General features: G+C 71.6%; 17 protein-coding genes and 1 tRNA gene. 7 read left to right on the top strand and 11 right to left on the bottom strand.

Annotated features, from left to right (window positions below):
- Nucleotides 1-47 precede the first annotated feature (47 nt).
- The 4 genes from atpA to ribA all read right to left on the bottom strand — a co-directional run bounded on the left by atpA (nucleotide 48) and on the right by ribA (nucleotide 4,147).
- Nucleotides 48-1,583, bottom strand: coding sequence for a F0F1 ATP synthase subunit alpha (atpA, locus tag AB9M23_RS10765; RefSeq protein WP_372424542.1), 1,536 nt, complete (start codon nucleotides 1,581-1,583; stop codon nucleotides 48-50).
- Nucleotides 1,583-2,170, bottom strand: a complete 588-nt coding sequence (locus AB9M23_RS10760; protein WP_372424541.1) for a F0F1 ATP synthase subunit delta — start codon at nucleotides 2,168-2,170, stop codon at nucleotides 1,583-1,585. Before AB9M23_RS10760 ends, atpA begins: the two co-directional genes overlap by 1 nt.
- A 229-nt stretch (nucleotides 2,171-2,399) precedes the next feature.
- Nucleotides 2,400-2,780 carry a hypothetical protein gene (locus AB9M23_RS10755; RefSeq protein ID WP_372424540.1) on the bottom strand — a complete coding sequence of 127 codons (381 nt, stop codon included), beginning with the start codon at nucleotides 2,778-2,780 and terminating at the stop codon, nucleotides 2,400-2,402.
- A gap of 257 nt (nucleotides 2,781-3,037) precedes the next feature.
- A complete protein-coding gene (gene ribA, locus AB9M23_RS10750) occupies nucleotides 3,038-4,147 on the bottom strand; it encodes a GTP cyclohydrolase II RibA (RefSeq protein ID WP_443726248.1) in 1,110 nt (369 codons plus the stop codon).
- Nucleotides 4,148-4,428: 281 nt separating this feature from the next.
- On the opposite strand from ribA, the gene AB9M23_RS10745 reads away from it, so the two are divergent.
- Together AB9M23_RS10745 and AB9M23_RS10740 are read left to right on the top strand one after the other, a co-directional pair.
- On the top strand, nucleotides 4,429-5,130 hold the full coding sequence (locus tag AB9M23_RS10745) for a RibD family protein (RefSeq protein WP_372424538.1): 702 nt from the start codon (nucleotides 4,429-4,431) through the stop codon (nucleotides 5,128-5,130).
- Nucleotides 5,131-5,142: 12 nt separating this feature from the next.
- Nucleotides 5,143-5,718, top strand: a complete 576-nt coding sequence (locus tag AB9M23_RS10740) for a cytochrome b (RefSeq protein WP_372424537.1) — start codon at nucleotides 5,143-5,145, stop codon at nucleotides 5,716-5,718.
- Between the two features lie 3 nt (nucleotides 5,719-5,721).
- On the opposite strand, the gene msrA is transcribed toward AB9M23_RS10740, so the two are convergent.
- Nucleotides 5,722-6,384, bottom strand: a complete 663-nt coding sequence (msrA, locus tag AB9M23_RS10735) for a peptide-methionine (S)-S-oxide reductase MsrA (RefSeq protein ID WP_372424536.1) — start codon at nucleotides 6,382-6,384, stop codon at nucleotides 5,722-5,724.
- Between the two features lie 85 nt (nucleotides 6,385-6,469).
- Nucleotides 6,470-6,793, bottom strand: a complete 324-nt coding sequence (locus AB9M23_RS10730) for a hypothetical protein (RefSeq protein WP_372424535.1) — start codon at nucleotides 6,791-6,793, stop codon at nucleotides 6,470-6,472.
- 240 nt (nucleotides 6,794-7,033) lie between these two features.
- On the opposite strand from AB9M23_RS10730, the gene AB9M23_RS10725 reads away from it, so the two are divergent.
- The 4 genes from AB9M23_RS10725 (at nucleotide 7,034) to AB9M23_RS10710 (ending at nucleotide 9,045) form a co-directional block, all read left to right on the top strand.
- A tRNA-Ser gene (locus AB9M23_RS10725) sits at nucleotides 7,034-7,123 on the top strand.
- A gap of 474 nt (nucleotides 7,124-7,597) precedes the next feature.
- Nucleotides 7,598-7,903, top strand: a complete 306-nt coding sequence (locus AB9M23_RS10720; RefSeq protein ID WP_372424534.1) for an NAD(P)H-binding protein — start codon at nucleotides 7,598-7,600, stop codon at nucleotides 7,901-7,903.
- Between the two features lie 24 nt (nucleotides 7,904-7,927).
- Nucleotides 7,928-8,515: a hypothetical protein gene (locus AB9M23_RS10715; protein WP_372424533.1), complete on the top strand. Its 588-nt coding sequence runs from the start codon at nucleotides 7,928-7,930 to the stop codon at nucleotides 8,513-8,515.
- Complete coding sequence (locus AB9M23_RS10710; RefSeq protein ID WP_372424532.1) at nucleotides 8,515-9,045, top strand: TetR/AcrR family transcriptional regulator; 531 nt, start codon at nucleotides 8,515-8,517, stop codon at nucleotides 9,043-9,045. Before AB9M23_RS10715 ends, AB9M23_RS10710 begins: the two co-directional genes overlap by 1 nt.
- A gap of 94 nt (nucleotides 9,046-9,139) precedes the next feature.
- Here AB9M23_RS10710 and AB9M23_RS10705 read toward each other — a convergent pair whose 3' ends face one another.
- The gene (locus AB9M23_RS10705) at nucleotides 9,140-10,117 is read right to left on the bottom strand and encodes a DUF6920 family protein (RefSeq protein WP_372424531.1); all 978 of its coding nucleotides are present in this window, start codon (nucleotides 10,115-10,117) and stop codon (nucleotides 9,140-9,142) included.
- Nucleotides 10,118-10,130: 13 nt separating this feature from the next.
- A complete protein-coding gene (locus AB9M23_RS10700) occupies nucleotides 10,131-10,646 on the bottom strand; it encodes an anthrone oxygenase family protein (protein ID WP_372424530.1) in 516 nt (171 codons plus the stop codon).
- A 163-nt stretch (nucleotides 10,647-10,809) separates the two neighbouring features.
- Between AB9M23_RS10700 and AB9M23_RS10695 the strand changes: the two genes are divergently transcribed.
- Nucleotides 10,810-11,424: a TetR/AcrR family transcriptional regulator gene (locus tag AB9M23_RS10695; protein WP_372424529.1), complete on the top strand. Its 615-nt coding sequence runs from the start codon at nucleotides 10,810-10,812 to the stop codon at nucleotides 11,422-11,424.
- A gap of 55 nt (nucleotides 11,425-11,479) precedes the next feature.
- On the opposite strand, the gene AB9M23_RS10690 is transcribed toward AB9M23_RS10695, so the two are convergent.
- The 3 genes from AB9M23_RS10690 to AB9M23_RS10680 are packed head-to-tail and all read right to left on the bottom strand — an operon-like array spanning nucleotide 11,480 to nucleotide 15,128.
- Nucleotides 11,480-12,268: an NUDIX hydrolase gene (locus tag AB9M23_RS10690; protein WP_372424528.1), complete on the bottom strand. Its 789-nt coding sequence runs from the start codon at nucleotides 12,266-12,268 to the stop codon at nucleotides 11,480-11,482.
- A gap of 17 nt (nucleotides 12,269-12,285) precedes the next feature.
- A complete protein-coding gene (locus AB9M23_RS10685) occupies nucleotides 12,286-13,356 on the bottom strand; it encodes an ABC transporter ATP-binding protein (protein ID WP_372424527.1) in 1,071 nt (356 codons plus the stop codon).
- On the bottom strand, nucleotides 13,356-15,128 hold the full coding sequence (locus AB9M23_RS10680; RefSeq protein WP_372424526.1) for an ABC transporter permease: 1,773 nt from the start codon (nucleotides 15,126-15,128) through the stop codon (nucleotides 13,356-13,358). Before AB9M23_RS10680 ends, AB9M23_RS10685 begins: the two co-directional genes overlap by 1 nt.
- Between the last annotated feature and the right edge of the window lie 4 nt (nucleotides 15,129-15,132).

Genomic DNA, 15,132 nt, shown 5'->3' with positions numbered 1-15,132 from the left:
GCGGAAGCCCCGCCGCCGGCGGGCGGCGGCGAGGGTCTAGGGCCGCCTCAGGCGGTGAAGGTCTTGGCGAAGTCCGACACGACCGTCTTGAGCTTCTCGGCCACGTCGTCCTTGAGATCCTTGCTCTCGCGGATCGCGTCGAGGATCTCCGAGTGCTTCTGGCGCAGCAGCGACAGGAGCCCCTCCTCGAAGGCGCGCACCTTCGCGACCGGCAGGGCGTCGAGGTAGCCGTTCACGCCGGCGTAGATGACGCAGACCTGCTCCTCCATCTTCAGCGGCGAGAACTGCGGCTGCTTCAGGAGCTCGGTGAGGCGCGCGCCGCGGTTGAGCAGGCGCTGGGTCGTGGCGTCGAGGTCCGATCCGAACTGCGCGAAGGCCGCCATCTCGCGGTACTGCGCGAGCTCGCCCTTGATCTTGCCGGCGACCTTCTTCATCGCCTTGGTCTGCGCGGCGGAGCCGACGCGCGACACCGAGAGGCCGACGTTCACGGCCGGGCGGATGCCCTGGTAGAACAGGTCGGTCTCGAGGAAGATCTGCCCGTCCGTGATCGAGATCACGTTCGTCGGGATGTAGGCGGAGACGTCGTTCGCCTGCGTCTCGATCACCGGCAGCGCGGTGAGCGAGCCGAGCCCCGCGTCCTCGCCCATCTTGGCGGCGCGCTCGAGCAGGCGCGAGTGCAGGTAGAACACGTCGCCCGGGAAGGCCTCGCGGCCCGGCGGGCGGCGCAGCAGCAGCGACATCTGGCGGTAGGCGACGGCCTGCTTCGAGAGGTCGTCGTAGATGATGACCGCGTGCATGCCGTTGTCGCGGAAGTACTCGCCCATGGCGCAGCCGGCGAAGGGCGCGATGAACTGCATCGGAGCCGGGTCGGAGGCGGTCGCCGCGATGACGACCGAGTACTCCATCGCGCCGTTCTCCTCGAGCGCCTTCACGAACTGGGCGACCGTGGAGCGCTTCTGGCCCACCGCGACGTAGACGCAATAGAGCTTCTGGCTCTCGGGCGCGCCCTCGACGTTGAGCGGCTTCTGGTTGAGGATCGTGTCGAGCGCGATCGCGGTCTTGCCGGTCTGGCGATCGCCGATGATCAGCTCGCGCTGGCCGCGGCCGATCGGGATCAGCGCGTCGATGGCCTTGAGGCCCGTCGCCATCGGCTCGTGCACGGACTTGCGCGGGATGATGCCCGGCGCCTTCACGTCGACGCGCGCGCGCTCGGTGTACTGGATCGGGCCCTTGCCGTCGATCGGGTTGCCGAGCGCGTCGACGACGCGGCCGAGCAGGCCCTTGCCGACAGGCACGTCCACGATGGAGCCCGTGCGCTTGACCGTCTGGCCCTCGGAGATCTCGCGGTCGGAGCCGAACACCACGACGCCGACGTTGTCGGTCTCGAGGTTGAGCGCCATGCCGCGCACGCCGGACTCGAACTCCACCATCTCGCCGTACTGGACCTTGTCGAGGCCGTAGCAGCGCGCGATGCCGTCACCGATGGACAGCACCTGGCCGACTTCGCTGACCTCGGCCTCCTGGCCGAAGTTCTTGATCTGCTCCTTGAGGATCGCGGAGATCTCGGCTGCACGAATGTCCATCAGCGGGCCTCTTTCAGGCTGAGACGAATTGCATTGAGCTTGGTGCGCAGGGACGCGTCGATCATGCGCGAGCCGACCTTGACGACGAGGCCCCCGATCAGCGCGGGGTCGACCTTCACGTCCAGCGACACCTCGGATTGGGCGATGTCGCGCACGGTGGCGCGAATCTCGTCGAGCAGGGCGGGGGAGGGCGCCTCCGCGACGCGGATCTCGGCGGGGACGATGCCCTTGGCCCGCGCGTTCAGCGCCTTGTAGGCGCGGATCATCTGCAGGAGGAGGAAGAGACGGCGCTTGGAGGCGACGAGCCGCACGAAGTTGCCGGCGAGCCCGCCGATCCCGGCCTTGTCGAGCAGCGCGCCGATGGCGCCCTTCTGCTCGTCGGCGGTGTAGATCGGGCTCCTGAGCAGGCGGCGCAGGTCCTCGCTCTCGGCGGCCATCGCCTCGATGCGGGCGAGGTCCGACTCGACCGCGTCGACCGCGTTCTGGTCCTGCGCCAGCTCGAACAGGGCGGACGCGTAACGGCCGGCGACCCCCGACACGATCGAGCCGCCGGACGACGACCCGCCTTCTTGATTTCGCTCAGCCACCGAAAGTCTCTTCCCGAATGGGAGCGCTCGGCCGCCGCGGGGCTGCGAAGGAGCGCTCGCTGAGGTCTGGATTGCGGCTCGGCCGCGGGTGTGCGAGGCACCCGGTGCCCGCGAGGCGTGGCTGCGATACCATGGGATCTCAGGGGGCGCAAGCGCCGCGCACGCCGTTGCGGCACGGCTTCGCCGCAGCGCGAAAGACCCCCGCGAGAGGCGGGGCGAGCGACGGCTTTCAGGCGCGCTTGCGCGCCGCCGGCTCCTGCGCCCGCACCGTCGTGCCGGGGGCCCGCTCGGCCGGGGAGGGATCCTCGCGGTCGCGCTGGAGCGGCAGCCGCGGCGGCGCGTCGATGCGCTGCCTGAGCTGCTCCATCTGCCGCGCCACGGTGGCGATCTGCTCGATCATGGCCTGGGCGACCCGCGCGGGCGGGATGCCGGCCTCGCCGGCGAGGCCCTCGGGCGCGAAGGTCCGCGACACGCCCACCGCCTTGCGCCGGTCCGCGAAGGACGCGTTCTCCATCGCGGCGATGTAGGCGGCGCAGCCCGCGGCCATTCCGGCCACGCCGTCGATGGCGCTGGCGAGCTTCTTGATGGCGGCACGGGTCTCTGCGTCCACGTCGTTCGGCCCCTGGTCTGCCCCCCGGCGCATTCCGGGACGGGCGGAGCGTAGGTGGCGACCCGTCACCTTTGCGTTAAACGCGACGCATGCGGTCGGGCCTCCGGCGGTTGCCGCGGACCTGCGACCGCTGGACGCGGGGGCGCGTCGCGTCGGGGGCGTGACCCGGCCTCGGGAGGCGACGGGGAGGAACCCGGGCGCGAGGGGCCGCCCGCGGCTTGCGCCGCGCCCCGCCCGAGCGGGGGCTCCGCGGCGATTCAGTCCGCCGCAGGGGCGGCGGCGCCGTCGAGCTCGATCATGTGCCCCGCCTTGTCGCGCTTGGTCGCGAGGTAGCGCACGTTCTCGGGGTGCCGGCGCCCGGTGCTGCGCACGTCGGCGACGACCTCGAGCCCCGCGCCGCGCAGCGCCGCGATCTTCTCGGGGTTGTTCGTCATCACGCGCACCCGCGCGACGCCGAGCTGGCGCAGCATCTCGGCGGCGAAGCCGAAGCGGCGCTGGTCCTGCCCGAAGCCGAGAGTCTCGTCCGCCTCGTATGTGTCGAAGCCCTCCGCCTGGAGCTGGTAGGCGCGGATCTTGTTGGCGATCCCGTTGCCGCGGCCTTCCTGGTCGAGATAGAGGAGGATGCCGCCCCCGCCCTCGGCCATGGCCTGGACCGTGCCGCGCAGCTGGTCGCCGCAGTCGCACTTGAGCGAGCCGAAGAGATCGCCGGTCAGGCAGGCGGAATGCAGACGCACGAGCACGGGCTTGGCGAGATCGGGCTCGCCGACGACCACGGCGACCTGGTCGCGCATGCCCTCGCCGCCGCGGAAGACGACGAACTCGGTCTGGGGCGCGCCCTCGAGCGGCACCGGCGCGCGGCTCGCGATGCGCAGCGTCTTCGCCTGGCGGGCGCGAAAGCCGCGGATCGCCTCCGCCGACACGCGCAGCAGGCACGGCTCGCGCTCGATCCCCGCGCGCACGGGGAAGGTCACCACGGCCGGCGTCACGAAGGAGAGGCGCGCGAGCTCGAGCGCGTCGGCGTCGAGCGTCTCGATCGGGTGGGCGGGGGCGTCGAGCCGCGTCTCGGTGCGCCGGGAGAGGCACTCGATGCGCTGCGCGTCGAGCCGCGGCAGGGCGACGGCGCCGGGCTCCGCGCGCTCGCGGCCGATGCGCGACAGGCGCTTTCCGGTGAGCACGAGACGGGCGGAGCCGCCGGCGACGACGTCGAGCCGGGCGCAGGCCTCCGCGTCGAGGTCCTCCACGCCGAGCGCGACGATCGCCCCGTCGCCGTCCTCGATCAGCACCGGACGGGCGTGGCGGAACTCGGCGATGGCGCGCTCGACCCGCGTCAGGTCGATATCCCCGCTCAAGCCCATTACGAGACGCATCATGACTTCCTGGCCTTTCACCCGTGGCGGGACACGCTCTTCGCCAGAGGGCCGCACGACAAGCGTCGACCCTGGCCGTTCGTTCCCGCCACGCTAGTTCGAGAGGGTCTCTCCGCGAGACGTTACTCCAGTCGCGCGCGCCGAATGCCGGCTCGCGTTATATCGGGCGCAAGTCGCGCGAGGCAATTCGGGTACGGCGCATGCGAAATCACGGATCAGGGAGGAGCGCGGCCGTATTGCCGCAGGGGGACGGTGCGGCGGCGCCCCGAGCGCCCGAGCGTGTGCCGCCCGAGGCCGTCTTCGCCCCCTTCGCCGCGGGGCGTCCCGGCGCGCCCTTCGTCGTGGGCCAGCTCGGCCAGTCGCTCGACGGGCGCATCGCCACGGTCACGGGGCACTCGAAGTACATCAACGGCACGGCGGCGCTCGATCACCTCCACGCCATCCGCGCCCGGGTCGACGCGGTGCTCGTCGGCGTCGGCACGGCGCTCGCCGACGATCCGCTGCTCACCGTGCGCCGCGTGCCCGGCGAGAGCCCCGCCCGCGTCGTGCTCGACCCGAGCGGGCGCCTGCCTCCCACGTCCGCGGTCTGGCGGGCGGACGGCGCGCGGCGCATCGCGCTGCGCCGCGCCGGCGTCGAGACGCCGCTTCCCGCTGGCGTCGAGGCGCTCGCGCTGCCGGCGGACGAGGCCGGCCGCGTCGATCCGAAGGCGATCGTCGCGGCGCTCGGAGGGCTCGGCATCGCGCGGCTGCTGGTGGAGGGCGGGGCGGACACGGTGTCGCGCTTCCTCGCGGCGGGGGCGCTCGACCGGCTCCACGTGCTCGTCTCGCCGATGCTGATCGGCTCGGGGCGCCCGGGCCTGACGCTTACGCCGATCGAGACCATCGGGGAGGCCTTGCGCCCGAGCGCGCGGGCCTATCTCCTGGCGGACGGGGACGTTCTGTTCGACTGCGACCTGCGGTCCGAGGCCGCGGGGGGCGAGTGAGGGAGGGAGCCGATGGCGGGACGAGACATCGCGGCCGTGCCGCGCTACGCGGCGGTGCAGATCTGGATCCACTGGCTGACCGCGCTGGTGATCGTGGGCATGATCGCCGCGGGGTTGACGATGACGCGCATCGGCCCCGGCGCGCTGACGAACGCGCTCTACGAACTGCACAAGTCCTTCGGGCTCGTCGTCGTCGGCCTCGTGATCCTGCGCCTCGTCGCTCGCGCGGTCCACGGTGCGCCGGCGCACGCGCCGATGCCGGGATGGCAGCTCCTCGCCGCGCGCATCAGCCACGGCGCGCTCTACCTCCTGCTCGTCGTCGTGCCGCTGTCGGGCTGGGCGGCGACCTCCGCCTGCTGCGCGCCGGTCAACCTGTTCTGGAGCGTCGAGATGACGCTGCCGGTCGCGCGCGGCTTCGAGGTCGCGCGGCCGATCTTCGCCGTGCACAACTATGCGGCCTACCTGCTCGCCTTCGTCGTGCTCGTACATGCGGGCGCGGCGCTGCAGCACCACTGGCTGCGGCGCGACGACACCCTGGCGCGGATGACCGGAGGTCGCCCGCGCCGCGTCGGCCTGACGCGGGGCTGAGGCTCACGCCTCCGCGGTGCTCGCGCTCACCCCCGTCGGGCAGGAGACGCCGGTCCCGCCGAGCCCGCAATAGCCGCCGGGGTTCTTGGCGAGGTATTGCTGATGGTAGTCCTCGGCGAACCAGAACGGGCCGGCCTCGCGGATCTCGGTCGTGATCGCGGGGAAGCCCGCCGCGCGCAGGCGCTCCCCATAGGCCGCCCGCACCGCCTCCGCCGCGCGGCGCTGGCCCTCGTCGTGGACGTAGACGCCCGAGCGGTACTGGGTGCCGACGTCGTTGCCCTGGCGCATGCCCTGGGTCGGGTCGTGGCTCTCGAAGAAGGCCTCGAGCAGCCGCTCGTAGGAGATCGCGGCCGGGTCGAAGACGACGCGGACCACCTCGTTGTGCCCGGTCATGCCCGAGCAGACCTCCTCGTAGGTCGGGTTGGGGGTATGCCCGGCGGCGTAGCCCACCGCGGTGACCCACACGCCGGGCAGCTGCCAGAAGGCGCGCTCGGCGCCCCAGAAGCAGCCGAGCCCGAAATCGGCGATCGCCGCGCCCGGCGGGTACGGACCCTGCAGCGGGCGTCCCGAGACGTGGTGGCGCTCGGCCGTCGGGATCGGGCGATCGCGGCCCGGCAGCGCCTCGGCCGGCGTCGGGATGGTGGTCTTCTTGCGCATGAAGAACATGGGAGAGGCCTCCTCGTGGCGTCCCCCGTCATATGGCGCCGCGGGCCGCTCGTTGCGAGGGGCGGGGCCGTCGCGGTGCGGGCCCTCACCGCTCCGTGAGGTAGCCCACGGGCTCCGGCCGCTTCTGGGAGAGCCACAGGAGCAGCGCGCCGAGCACGAAGGAGACGATCGAGGCCGGCCAGAGCAGGATCGTCAGCAGGACGGGGTCCCACAGGACCGGCGAGACGTGGCGCGTGATCGCCGGCTCCAGCATGGGGAAGCTCTGCGGGAAGGCCTGGAACAGCACCTCGCCCAGCGGCGTGAAGGCGATCTCGTGGTTGGCGATCGAGCGCGTGCCGTCCACCACGAGCCCCACGAACCCCGCCGCGACGAGGAGGAGACCGAGTACACGCACGATGAAACGGATCATGGGGACACGCTCGCGAACGCGGAAGGACACGATGTTGCCACAAGCCTTACCCGCTCGCGGCAATCGCGCAACAGCGAAATGCGGCCACGCTTCGCCGTGCGCCGCGGGATCCGGGCGACACACGACTCGGGGCCGGGGCTCGACGGCGGAGCCGGAATGGGGCTTGCGCCGCGGGGGGCGCCGGATATATGCAGAGCCTCCGCGGGCGGGCGTCGCGGAATTCGGCGCCCCCCGCGATGCGGACAGGTGGCCGAGTGGTTTAAGGCGCACGCCTGGAAAGTGTGTATACGGGAAACCGTATCGCGGGTTCGAATCCCGCCCTGTCCGCCACCTCGGACCATGCGGGCGAACGCCGTTCGCCCCACTCCTGCGCCATTCCCGGAAATCGGGACCCTCGAAAGTCCGTGGCGCGAGCCCAGGATCCGAACCTCGCGCCCGGCGGCCTCGACCCGCAGGGCGAGCGCCCACGGACGATCCCGCCGAAATCGGCCGTCCGATCGTTTCGCCTGGCGTGATGTAGCTGACGCGAGTGCCATGGACCATCAGGACCATGCCCTCGACGCGGTGGAGGGTCTGCGCCCGACAACGGGCGAGGTTCCCTTCCTTCCGATGCGCCGTAGCGGCCGGCGGGCTCCGAGGTGCAGGACGCTCTGCCCGTCCGCATTGTGCCGCGCGCGACTGTCGGTCGGTCGGCAATGTCGACCCGTTCGATCGCACATTGTTTTCGTCCGATCGGGCGAAAAAAGTTGCGCGCGGTGCGCGACTCGCTTATTTCGTCCATATGGACGATGAAAGGAGGTCGGGATGCCCGAGAGAATCCTGCAGGCCGGGGCAACCGGTCATCTCGGGCGCGCGCTTGGTGCTGCGCCCGTATCAGCCGGCTACGATGTACGCGCTCTCGTGCGACGAAGCGAACGGGACGCCTCGATTGCCCGATGGGCCGACGAGGTGGTGTGTTCTCCCGCGACCGATCGCAATGCTCTGAAGGGATCTGCGCGCGGCGTGGATGCCGTCGTCGGCGCCATCGGAATCACGCTGCAGAACGACGGCATGGCCGACGAGGACGTGGATTACGGGCTGGCTGCCTGCGAGATCGGCGGCAATGCGTAGCGAATCGGCTGAGGAGGTCGCAGCATGACACAGGCGACAACATCCCACGTCATCGAGGTGCCGAAGTGGCTGCGCGAGCTTCACGGAACCCGCAGCACGCGGCGCGATCTGGTGCTCGTGCAGGGCTGCGCGTGGGGCGTGACGGCGCTGGTCGCCGCGCTCGCTTTCGCCGAGGGGCTGCCGCTCTGGGCGGTGGCGCTGCTGGCGCTGCTGGTCGTGGACATCGCCGGCGGCGTCGTGTCGAACGTCACGCCGGGCACCAATGCGCATTACAACAGAAGTCGGCGCGCGCGTGTCGTGTTTCTGGCGCTCCACGTACTGCAGCCCGCAGCGCTCGTCTGGCTCTTTCCGGGCTGGGCCGTGCCGGTCGCAGGGATCGCGGTGCTCACGCTCGTCACGGCTTTCGGCATCGAGGCCCAAGGCCGCCGCGCTGCGGCTGCGCCCGTTGCCGTCTCGGCTGCCGTCGGGCTGGTCGCACTGATCATGCTCGCCCCGGCCGCGTTCGGCACGGCCCCCTTCCTCGGACTGCCGCTGATCCTCGTGCTTTACGTCCTCAAGGTCGCCGTGGCCTTTCCGGTGGACTGGCACCCGACGCACGGGCACGGCGGCTGATGCCGAAGATCGTCGATCACGATGCGCTCCGGGCCGATCTGGCCCGGCGCGCGATCCCCGTCTTCCAGGCGCATGGCTATCACGGCATCGGCATGCGCAAGATCGCCGAGGCGCTGGGCGTGCCGAAGAGCTCGCTCTATCACTACTTTCCCACCAAGCAGGATCTGTTCATCGCCTGCACCGGGGCGCTCGACTTGTCGCCCGCCGAACCCGAACCGGACCCGGTCGCGGCGCTGGTGCAGATGATCGCGCGGCTGGAGGAGAGTTTCAGCGGCGAATTGCGGCTGATGGTCGATTACGTCGGCGCCCGGTCGCGGGCCGAGATCGCCGACGACGCAGCGCTCACGCTCTATCGCGAGCGCATGGACGCAGCGATCCGCCAGACCGTCGGCCCGGAGTGGCTGCCGCTCGCGCGGGCGTTGGTCTACGGCCTCCTGCTGGACCGCTGGCTCGCGGGCGAGAGCGGCGATCTCGATGGCGTTCGTCGGCTGATCGAAGGCACGCTCGGTGCTGCAGCCGACGCCGATTGAGCGCATGCGGCGCGCTCCCGGTGGCGCTCGCCTTCACCCATCCTGTGGTTCCGCGTTCCGCCCGGCCCGATGACGGCCGGGCGAACCGTGACCGTCATCCGGCTTCGGGCGCATCTCCGCGGCCCTTCCCGATGTCGCGATGCTCCCCGTCCGTCGCTCGCCCGTGTTCGACGCGCGGCCCGTTCCGGCGATCCCGCCCCCTCACGGCCTCGTCGTCCCGCCGGAAACGGACATCGGTGATCCGCCCCGACCAGAAGGGCATGATGTCTCCGTCGGCCATGCGCGAGACCTCGAAGGCCATGGGAACCCGCACCTCCCCGACCAGCCGGTAGTCGGACCGGGTCACGTGTTCGCCCGAGCCATGGTAGGGCGTGGTCAAATCCCCGTCCTCCTCGGCATGCATGCTGATCAGCGCGCCGCGTTCATCGAAGCCGGCGACCATGCTGGCCCGATGGCCATGCGCCTCGACGACGGCGCGGGCGCTGTTCTCGTCGATCGCCTCCCACTCCACCAGACCGCCGGGAAGCAGCGCATAGGGGTTGGTCGGTGTCTCGAGCAGCCAGCGACGCAGCGAGATGCGGTCGAGTTCCGGCGAGCTGGTCTCGTGCATGACCGAGACGGCCGAGAGCACCCGCGCCTCCATCTCCATCTCGCCGTCGATGAAGGCGTCGTAGGCGATAGCCCGGATCGGCCCCCAGACCGGCGTGTCGGCCGCGAACACCAGATCCGGTGCCCCCGTCGCGACGACCTGCCGCGCCGTGGTCGGCGCGAAGCTCTCGGTCTGCGGGCGGCGGAAATCGCCCGCCTGGTCGAATTCGATCCAGGCGGGGATCTCGCCGCCGTCCTCCGGCACGCCGCCCGGGAAAACGAAGGCGAGATAGCGCTGTACCGGTTCGGGGAGCTCCGATGTCCTCTCCGGTACGAAGGACCGTCGATCCATGGCGGCTTGCATCAAGCTGCGTTCATGGGCGGTGATCTGCTCCTGCGTGGCCTTGCCCGACCAGGCCAGCCAGCCGGCGGTGCCGAGGGAGAGGGCAGCGCCGCCGATCAGGAAGAGTATCCCGGGTTTCATCCTGTGTCTCCTGTCATGGGGATTGGGGTCGTCCGGCCTGTCCGGGCCGGTCCTGTCGATCTCGCCCGGCGCCCGAAGGCCCCAGCGCTCGCAGCGCGAGGGCGGCCGCCGTCAGTGCGGCGATCGTGCGCAGCCCATTCAGCCGGCCCCAATCCGCGGCATAGCCGGGCCAGGCGGCCCGGAGCGCTTCGGGACCAGCGATGACGGCGAGCTCCCGGTTCAGCGGCACGTTACCGGCGGCGGTCACGGCGAGGACGCCGGCGAGGTAGCAGCCCGCTGCGGCCAAGAGCCAGGACCAGCCCGGCGCCCGCCCGAGGAGCGCGGTGGGCAGCGCGACCACGGCCAGCCCGACCGCCCCCCAGAATCCGAGCGCGAAGAGCGGGTTGGCGACGGCGGCGTTGACGGCCTGCATGGCGACGGCCGCCTCGGCCGGAGGCAGGCGGTCGAGCCCCGGCATCACCACTGCCGCAAAGGCGAAGAAGAAGCCCGCCATCAAGGCGAACCAGAGCGAGCAGGTCGTGGTCAGCATGCGCACGGGGATGTCCTTTCGCGTGTCGCCGCGCCGTCGTCGGCCGATGGTCGTCGGCGGAGGCCCGGGGCGCCTGCCCGAACCAAAAGCGTATACATCCATACGCCTTGCACGATGCCGTATCAATCTATACGGCTTCGCGCAAGGGGTCCGAGGGAAAACCATGAAGGACGACAGACGGGAGAACCGCGAATCCGCCATCGAGACCGCCGCCTATGCGGTGTTGGCCGAGCGCGGTTACGGCGGCACGTCCATGCTGAACGTCGCCAAACGCGCGAAAGCCTCGAACGAGACCATGTATCGCTGGTTCGGCGACAAGAACGGGCTGTTCGCGGCCCTGGTGCAACGCAATGCGCAGCGCAGCGCAGAACGGCTCAGGGCCGCGATCGAGGGCAGCGGCGAGCCGCTCGAGACGCTGCGCGCGGTCGCGCCCGTCCTGCTGTCGATGGTTCTGGGCGAACGCGCGGTCGCGCTGAACCGGGCCGCGGCCGGCGATCCCACCGGCGGCCTCGGCCGGATCATCGCAGAAGGCGGGCGGGCGCGCATCGTGCCTCTTCTGACGTCGGTGATCGCCCGGGCATCCGAGACCGGCGCCCTGCCACCGGGCGACCCGACGGAGCGCGCCGAACTCTTCGTCACGCTCCTGATCGGTGACCACCAGATCCGCCGCGTCATCGGTGCCCTACCCGAACCGACCGAGCGGGACGTTCGGGCGCGCGCGGAAGTATCGCTCTCGCAGTTCATGACGTTCTGCACGGCGCCGGTGCCGAGCACCTGAGGCAACGCTTCTCCCGCGTCCGTCGTCGCGGCGCCGCGTCCGAGCGCGGACCCGCTTACGACCCGGCGACGGACGCGTCCCCGCTTCGGTGCCGGCCCAGACGGGACAGGAGATCGTGCGTCACGAGGCGCGACGAGAGCTTGAAGGGCGTTCCATCCGCGAGCGCCGACGCGACCGCGTCGATCGGCAGCCGCCGGCTCTCCTCGATCTCGCCGTCGAGGTGCACGGGACGAAAGTCGGCGGGAATCGCGAGGTCGTAGATCGCGATGAGTTCCTGGTGGAAGCCGCGCTCGCTCACGTATTGCACGATCATCGTCCGGACGAAGTCGGCCCGCGCCACGACGTCCGCGTCGAGGCCGACCTCCTCGTGCGCCTCCTTGATCAGGGTTTCCCGACGGCTCGCGTCGCAGGGTCGCCCTCCGGCGACCAACGTGTCGAAGGCCAGCGGGTTGGAGGGCGCGGTCCTGGCCCGCAGGGACAGCCAGACGCCCGACGGCCCGCCGCCGGGATCGACGGCGATGCCGTTGACGTGGATCTTCTCGGCCCAGAACCCCAGGGCACGCAGCGCGCTCCGGTCGACCCGGGCGATCTCGGGACCGTCGCAGCGCGCCCGCACCGGCATCGGCTCGTCGCGCCGCGGGCCGATCAGGCCGGCATGGGCGAGGCTCTCGCGCACGTCCTCGAGACGATCCGTGAGACGTGCGGCGGCGTCGAGCCGCAGGCCGGCGTCGACGCCGCAGGCGAGGCCCCGGCGCACCAGATGATCCGCGACGGCGAGGGTCGCCGTGCCGATCGGTCCGTCCGCGTGGGGAACGTGGAGCGGGACGAAGACGGTATCGTGCATGTCCATCGGCTCGGGCCTCACGACGGGAAGACGATCGCCGCGTCGGGCGTGAACGCCAGCACGACGGAGGCGTCGGCAGGGACGGGCGCGGGGGCGTTCGTGGAGACGCTCTCGCCCTCCACCGCCACGACCACGCGCCAGTCGCGCCCCTCGTAGAGGGCGTGCACGACACGGCCGGCGAGCCGCGCCTCGCCGGCTGCTACCGGCGCATCGACGGGCAGCAGCCGGGTGCGGGCCGGATGAAGCATGAGGGTCACGTCGTCGCCCGCCGCGACGGCGCCGGCGGCCGCCGCGTGCGGCACGACGATCGTCTGCGCGCCGACGTCGAGCGCGAGATCCGAGCCGCGGATCTCCGCCACCCGCGCCGGCAGCCGCGCCTCGTAGCCGGCGAGCGTCGCGATCCAGGCGGAGCGCGGGCGCGCGAACAGCGCCTGCGGCGCGCCCGCCTGCTCGATCGCGCCCGCCCTCATCACGACGAGGAGATCGGCGAAGGACGCCGCCTCGAGGGGATCGTGGGTGACGTAGAGCACGGTCCGGCCGAGCCGGCGGAACAGGTCCGCGAGCTCGATGCGCATGGTCATCCGCAACTGGACATCGAGGTTCGACAAGGGCTCGTCGAGGAGCAGCACGTCCGGGTCGGTCGCGAGCGCGCGGGCGATGGCGACGCGCTGCTGCTGGCCGCCCGAGATCTGCGAGGGCAGCCGATCGGCGAGCGCGTCGATGCGCATCGCGGCGAGCAGCGCGTCCACCCGCGCCGCCCGCGCCTTGGCCGGCAGCCGGGCGAGCCCGTAGCCGACGATCGCGCGAACGGTCATGTGGGGCCACAGGGCGTAGTCCTGGAAGACCATGTTCAGGCGGCGCCGCTCGGGTGCCAGCGCCCAGCCCGGGGCCGAGATCGGCTCCCCGCGCAGGAGGATTCGGCCGTCGTCGGGCCGGTCGAGCCCGGCGACGAGGCGCAGGATCGTCGACTTCCCGCAGCCCGACGGCCCGACGAGGCACGTCACGGCGCCCTCCGCGATCTCGAGGTCGATGCCGTCGAGCACGGTGCTCGTGCCGAACCTGCGGGTGAGGCGTTCGAGGGTGAGCATCAGGCGGTCTCCGGTGCGGCTCGGCGAGGTGGTGCGAACAGCCCGCGCATCAGCCGCCGGGCGAGCGCGTCGACGCCGGCGATGATCGCCACGGTCGTGCCGCCGGCGACGAGGGTCGCGGCGGTCGCCGCGCCGAATTCGCCCTGCTCGAAGGCGCGGTTGACGTAGACGGGCAGCACGTCGAGCCGCGGCGGGCGCAGGATCGCGTTGATGGCGAGGTCGAAGACCGCCGAGCCGAAGGCGGTCAGCGTCGCCGCCACGAGGGCGGCGGCGACGAGGGGAACGACGATGGTCAGGATGCGCCGCACGAGCCCCGCGCCCTGCAGCGCCGCGGCGGAGAGCTGGCTCGCCGGGACCTGCGCCATGGCGCCGATGAGCACCCGCACGGCGATGGGGATCGCGCCGGCCATGCCGGCGAGCACGAGGAGGTGCCAGGTGCCGTAGAGAGAGAGGCCGGCGCGGTCCAGGAACGGTGCGTTCCACACGAAGATGTACCCGATGCCGAGGACGACCCCCGGCACCGCGAGGCTGAGCGTGCAGGTGAGGTCGATGAGGCGGTTGAGGCGGAAGTCGCAGAAGGTCATCACGTAGGCCGCCGCGCCCGCGATCACCGCACTGCCGAGCGCCGCCAGCGCGGCGATCCCCATCGAGTTGCCGAGCGCCGACAGGAAGGCGCCGCCGGTCTCGAGCACGAAGGCGTAGTGACGCAGCGTGAAGTTGTCGGGCGTGAACCCGCCGTGCAGGCGGTCCGCGATCGAGACGAGGAAGCTCGAGCCGATCGGCAGCACGAGCGCGACGAGGAGCGCGAGCGCGACGACGGCGTCGGGCCAGCCGAGCCGCGTTCCTCCGGTCGCCTCCCCGACCCGGGCCCGGGCGCCGAGGAAGTCGTAGCGTCGCCGCCTCAGGATCCAGAAATAGGCGCAGACCGCGGCGAGCATGATCCCCGTCACGTAGAAGGCGAGCACCCCGGCCAGATCGAAGCGGATCGGCGACTGGTTGATCGCGACGTAGATCGCGTAGGTCAACGTCGGGAAGCGGTAGGTGGTGGCGAGCGCCGCGGGCAGCCCGAAATCGCCGAGCACGTCGATGAAGATCAGCACCGCGCCGGCGAGCACCGCCGGCATCAGCATCGGCACGCGCACCGTCGCGAGCACCCGCAGGGGGGACGCGCCGCACAGGCGCGCGGCGGCGACGTAGTCGTCCATGCGCCAGTGGAGGGCGGCGCACACGGTGATGTAGGCGTAGGGAAACGCCTTGAGGCTCATCACGACGGCGAGGCCCCACGGGTTGAAGACGAGGTCGGGGACGAAGGACAGCCCGAGCCACTGGTTGGCGATGCCGCCGCGGCTCGCGAACAGGATCCAGCCCTGCGCCACGATGAAGGAGGGCAGGATCAGGATCGCCCAGGCGGCCGCGTCGAGCGCCCGTCCGAGCACGAGCCCGCTCCCGTGCCGCAGGATCGCGAGCCCCGTCCCGAGGGCGCAGCCGACGACGGACGCGATTCCCGCGAGGAACAGCGAGTTCTCCAAGGCGCGGCGCCAGAGCGGGCGCTCGAAGATCTCCAGCAGGCCGTCGATGCCGATCGCGCGCACCCGGCCGCTGAACAGACCCGGCACGAAGGCCTGGACGACGACCGTCGCCATCGGGGCGAGGACGAGCACGACGAGCGCGCCGACGACGAGGAGCCCGAGCCAGTCCTCCGCCCGCAGGCGGCGTGGAGGGCTCGATGCCGCGTGCGGTGGGGAGACGGCCGTGGCGGCGGCGTCTGGCATCGGA

This window comes from Salinarimonas chemoclinalis, assembly GCF_041514305.1.
Lineage (GTDB): Bacteria > Pseudomonadota > Alphaproteobacteria > Rhizobiales > Beijerinckiaceae > Salinarimonas > Salinarimonas chemoclinalis.
The sequence above is the reverse complement of the archived record's forward strand: the minus strand, read 5'-3'. Positions and strand labels throughout refer to the sequence as shown.

Excerpts from the sequence above, each read along its gene's own strand:
- atpA (WP_372424542.1), bottom strand. The coding sequence starts at position 1,583 with ATGGACATTCGTGCAGCCGAGATCTCCGCGATCCTCAAGGAGCAGATC.
- ribA (WP_443726248.1), bottom strand. The coding sequence starts at position 4,147 with ATGCGTCTCGTAATGGGCTTGAGCGGGGATATCGACCTGACGCGGGTC.
- AB9M23_RS10740 (WP_372424537.1), top strand. The coding sequence starts at position 5,143 with ATGGCGGGACGAGACATCGCGGCCGTGCCGCGCTACGCGGCGGTGCAG.
- msrA (WP_372424536.1), bottom strand. The coding sequence starts at position 6,384 with ATGTTCTTCATGCGCAAGAAGACCACCATCCCGACGCCGGCCGAGGCG.
- AB9M23_RS10730 (WP_372424535.1), bottom strand. The coding sequence starts at position 6,793 with ATGATCCGTTTCATCGTGCGTGTACTCGGTCTCCTCCTCGTCGCGGCG.
- AB9M23_RS10720 (WP_372424534.1), top strand. The coding sequence starts at position 7,598 with ATGCCCGAGAGAATCCTGCAGGCCGGGGCAACCGGTCATCTCGGGCGC.
- AB9M23_RS10715 (WP_372424533.1), top strand. The coding sequence starts at position 7,928 with ATGACACAGGCGACAACATCCCACGTCATCGAGGTGCCGAAGTGGCTG.
- AB9M23_RS10710 (WP_372424532.1), top strand. The coding sequence starts at position 8,515 with ATGCCGAAGATCGTCGATCACGATGCGCTCCGGGCCGATCTGGCCCGG.
- AB9M23_RS10705 (WP_372424531.1), bottom strand. The coding sequence starts at position 10,117 with ATGAAACCCGGGATACTCTTCCTGATCGGCGGCGCTGCCCTCTCCCTC.
- AB9M23_RS10700 (WP_372424530.1), bottom strand. The coding sequence starts at position 10,646 with ATGCTGACCACGACCTGCTCGCTCTGGTTCGCCTTGATGGCGGGCTTC.
- AB9M23_RS10695 (WP_372424529.1), top strand. The coding sequence starts at position 10,810 with ATGAAGGACGACAGACGGGAGAACCGCGAATCCGCCATCGAGACCGCC.
- AB9M23_RS10690 (WP_372424528.1), bottom strand. The coding sequence starts at position 12,268 with ATGCACGATACCGTCTTCGTCCCGCTCCACGTTCCCCACGCGGACGGA.
- AB9M23_RS10685 (WP_372424527.1), bottom strand. The coding sequence starts at position 13,356 with ATGCTCACCCTCGAACGCCTCACCCGCAGGTTCGGCACGAGCACCGTG.
- AB9M23_RS10680 (WP_372424526.1), bottom strand. The coding sequence starts at position 15,128 with ATGCCAGACGCCGCCGCCACGGCCGTCTCCCCACCGCACGCGGCATCG.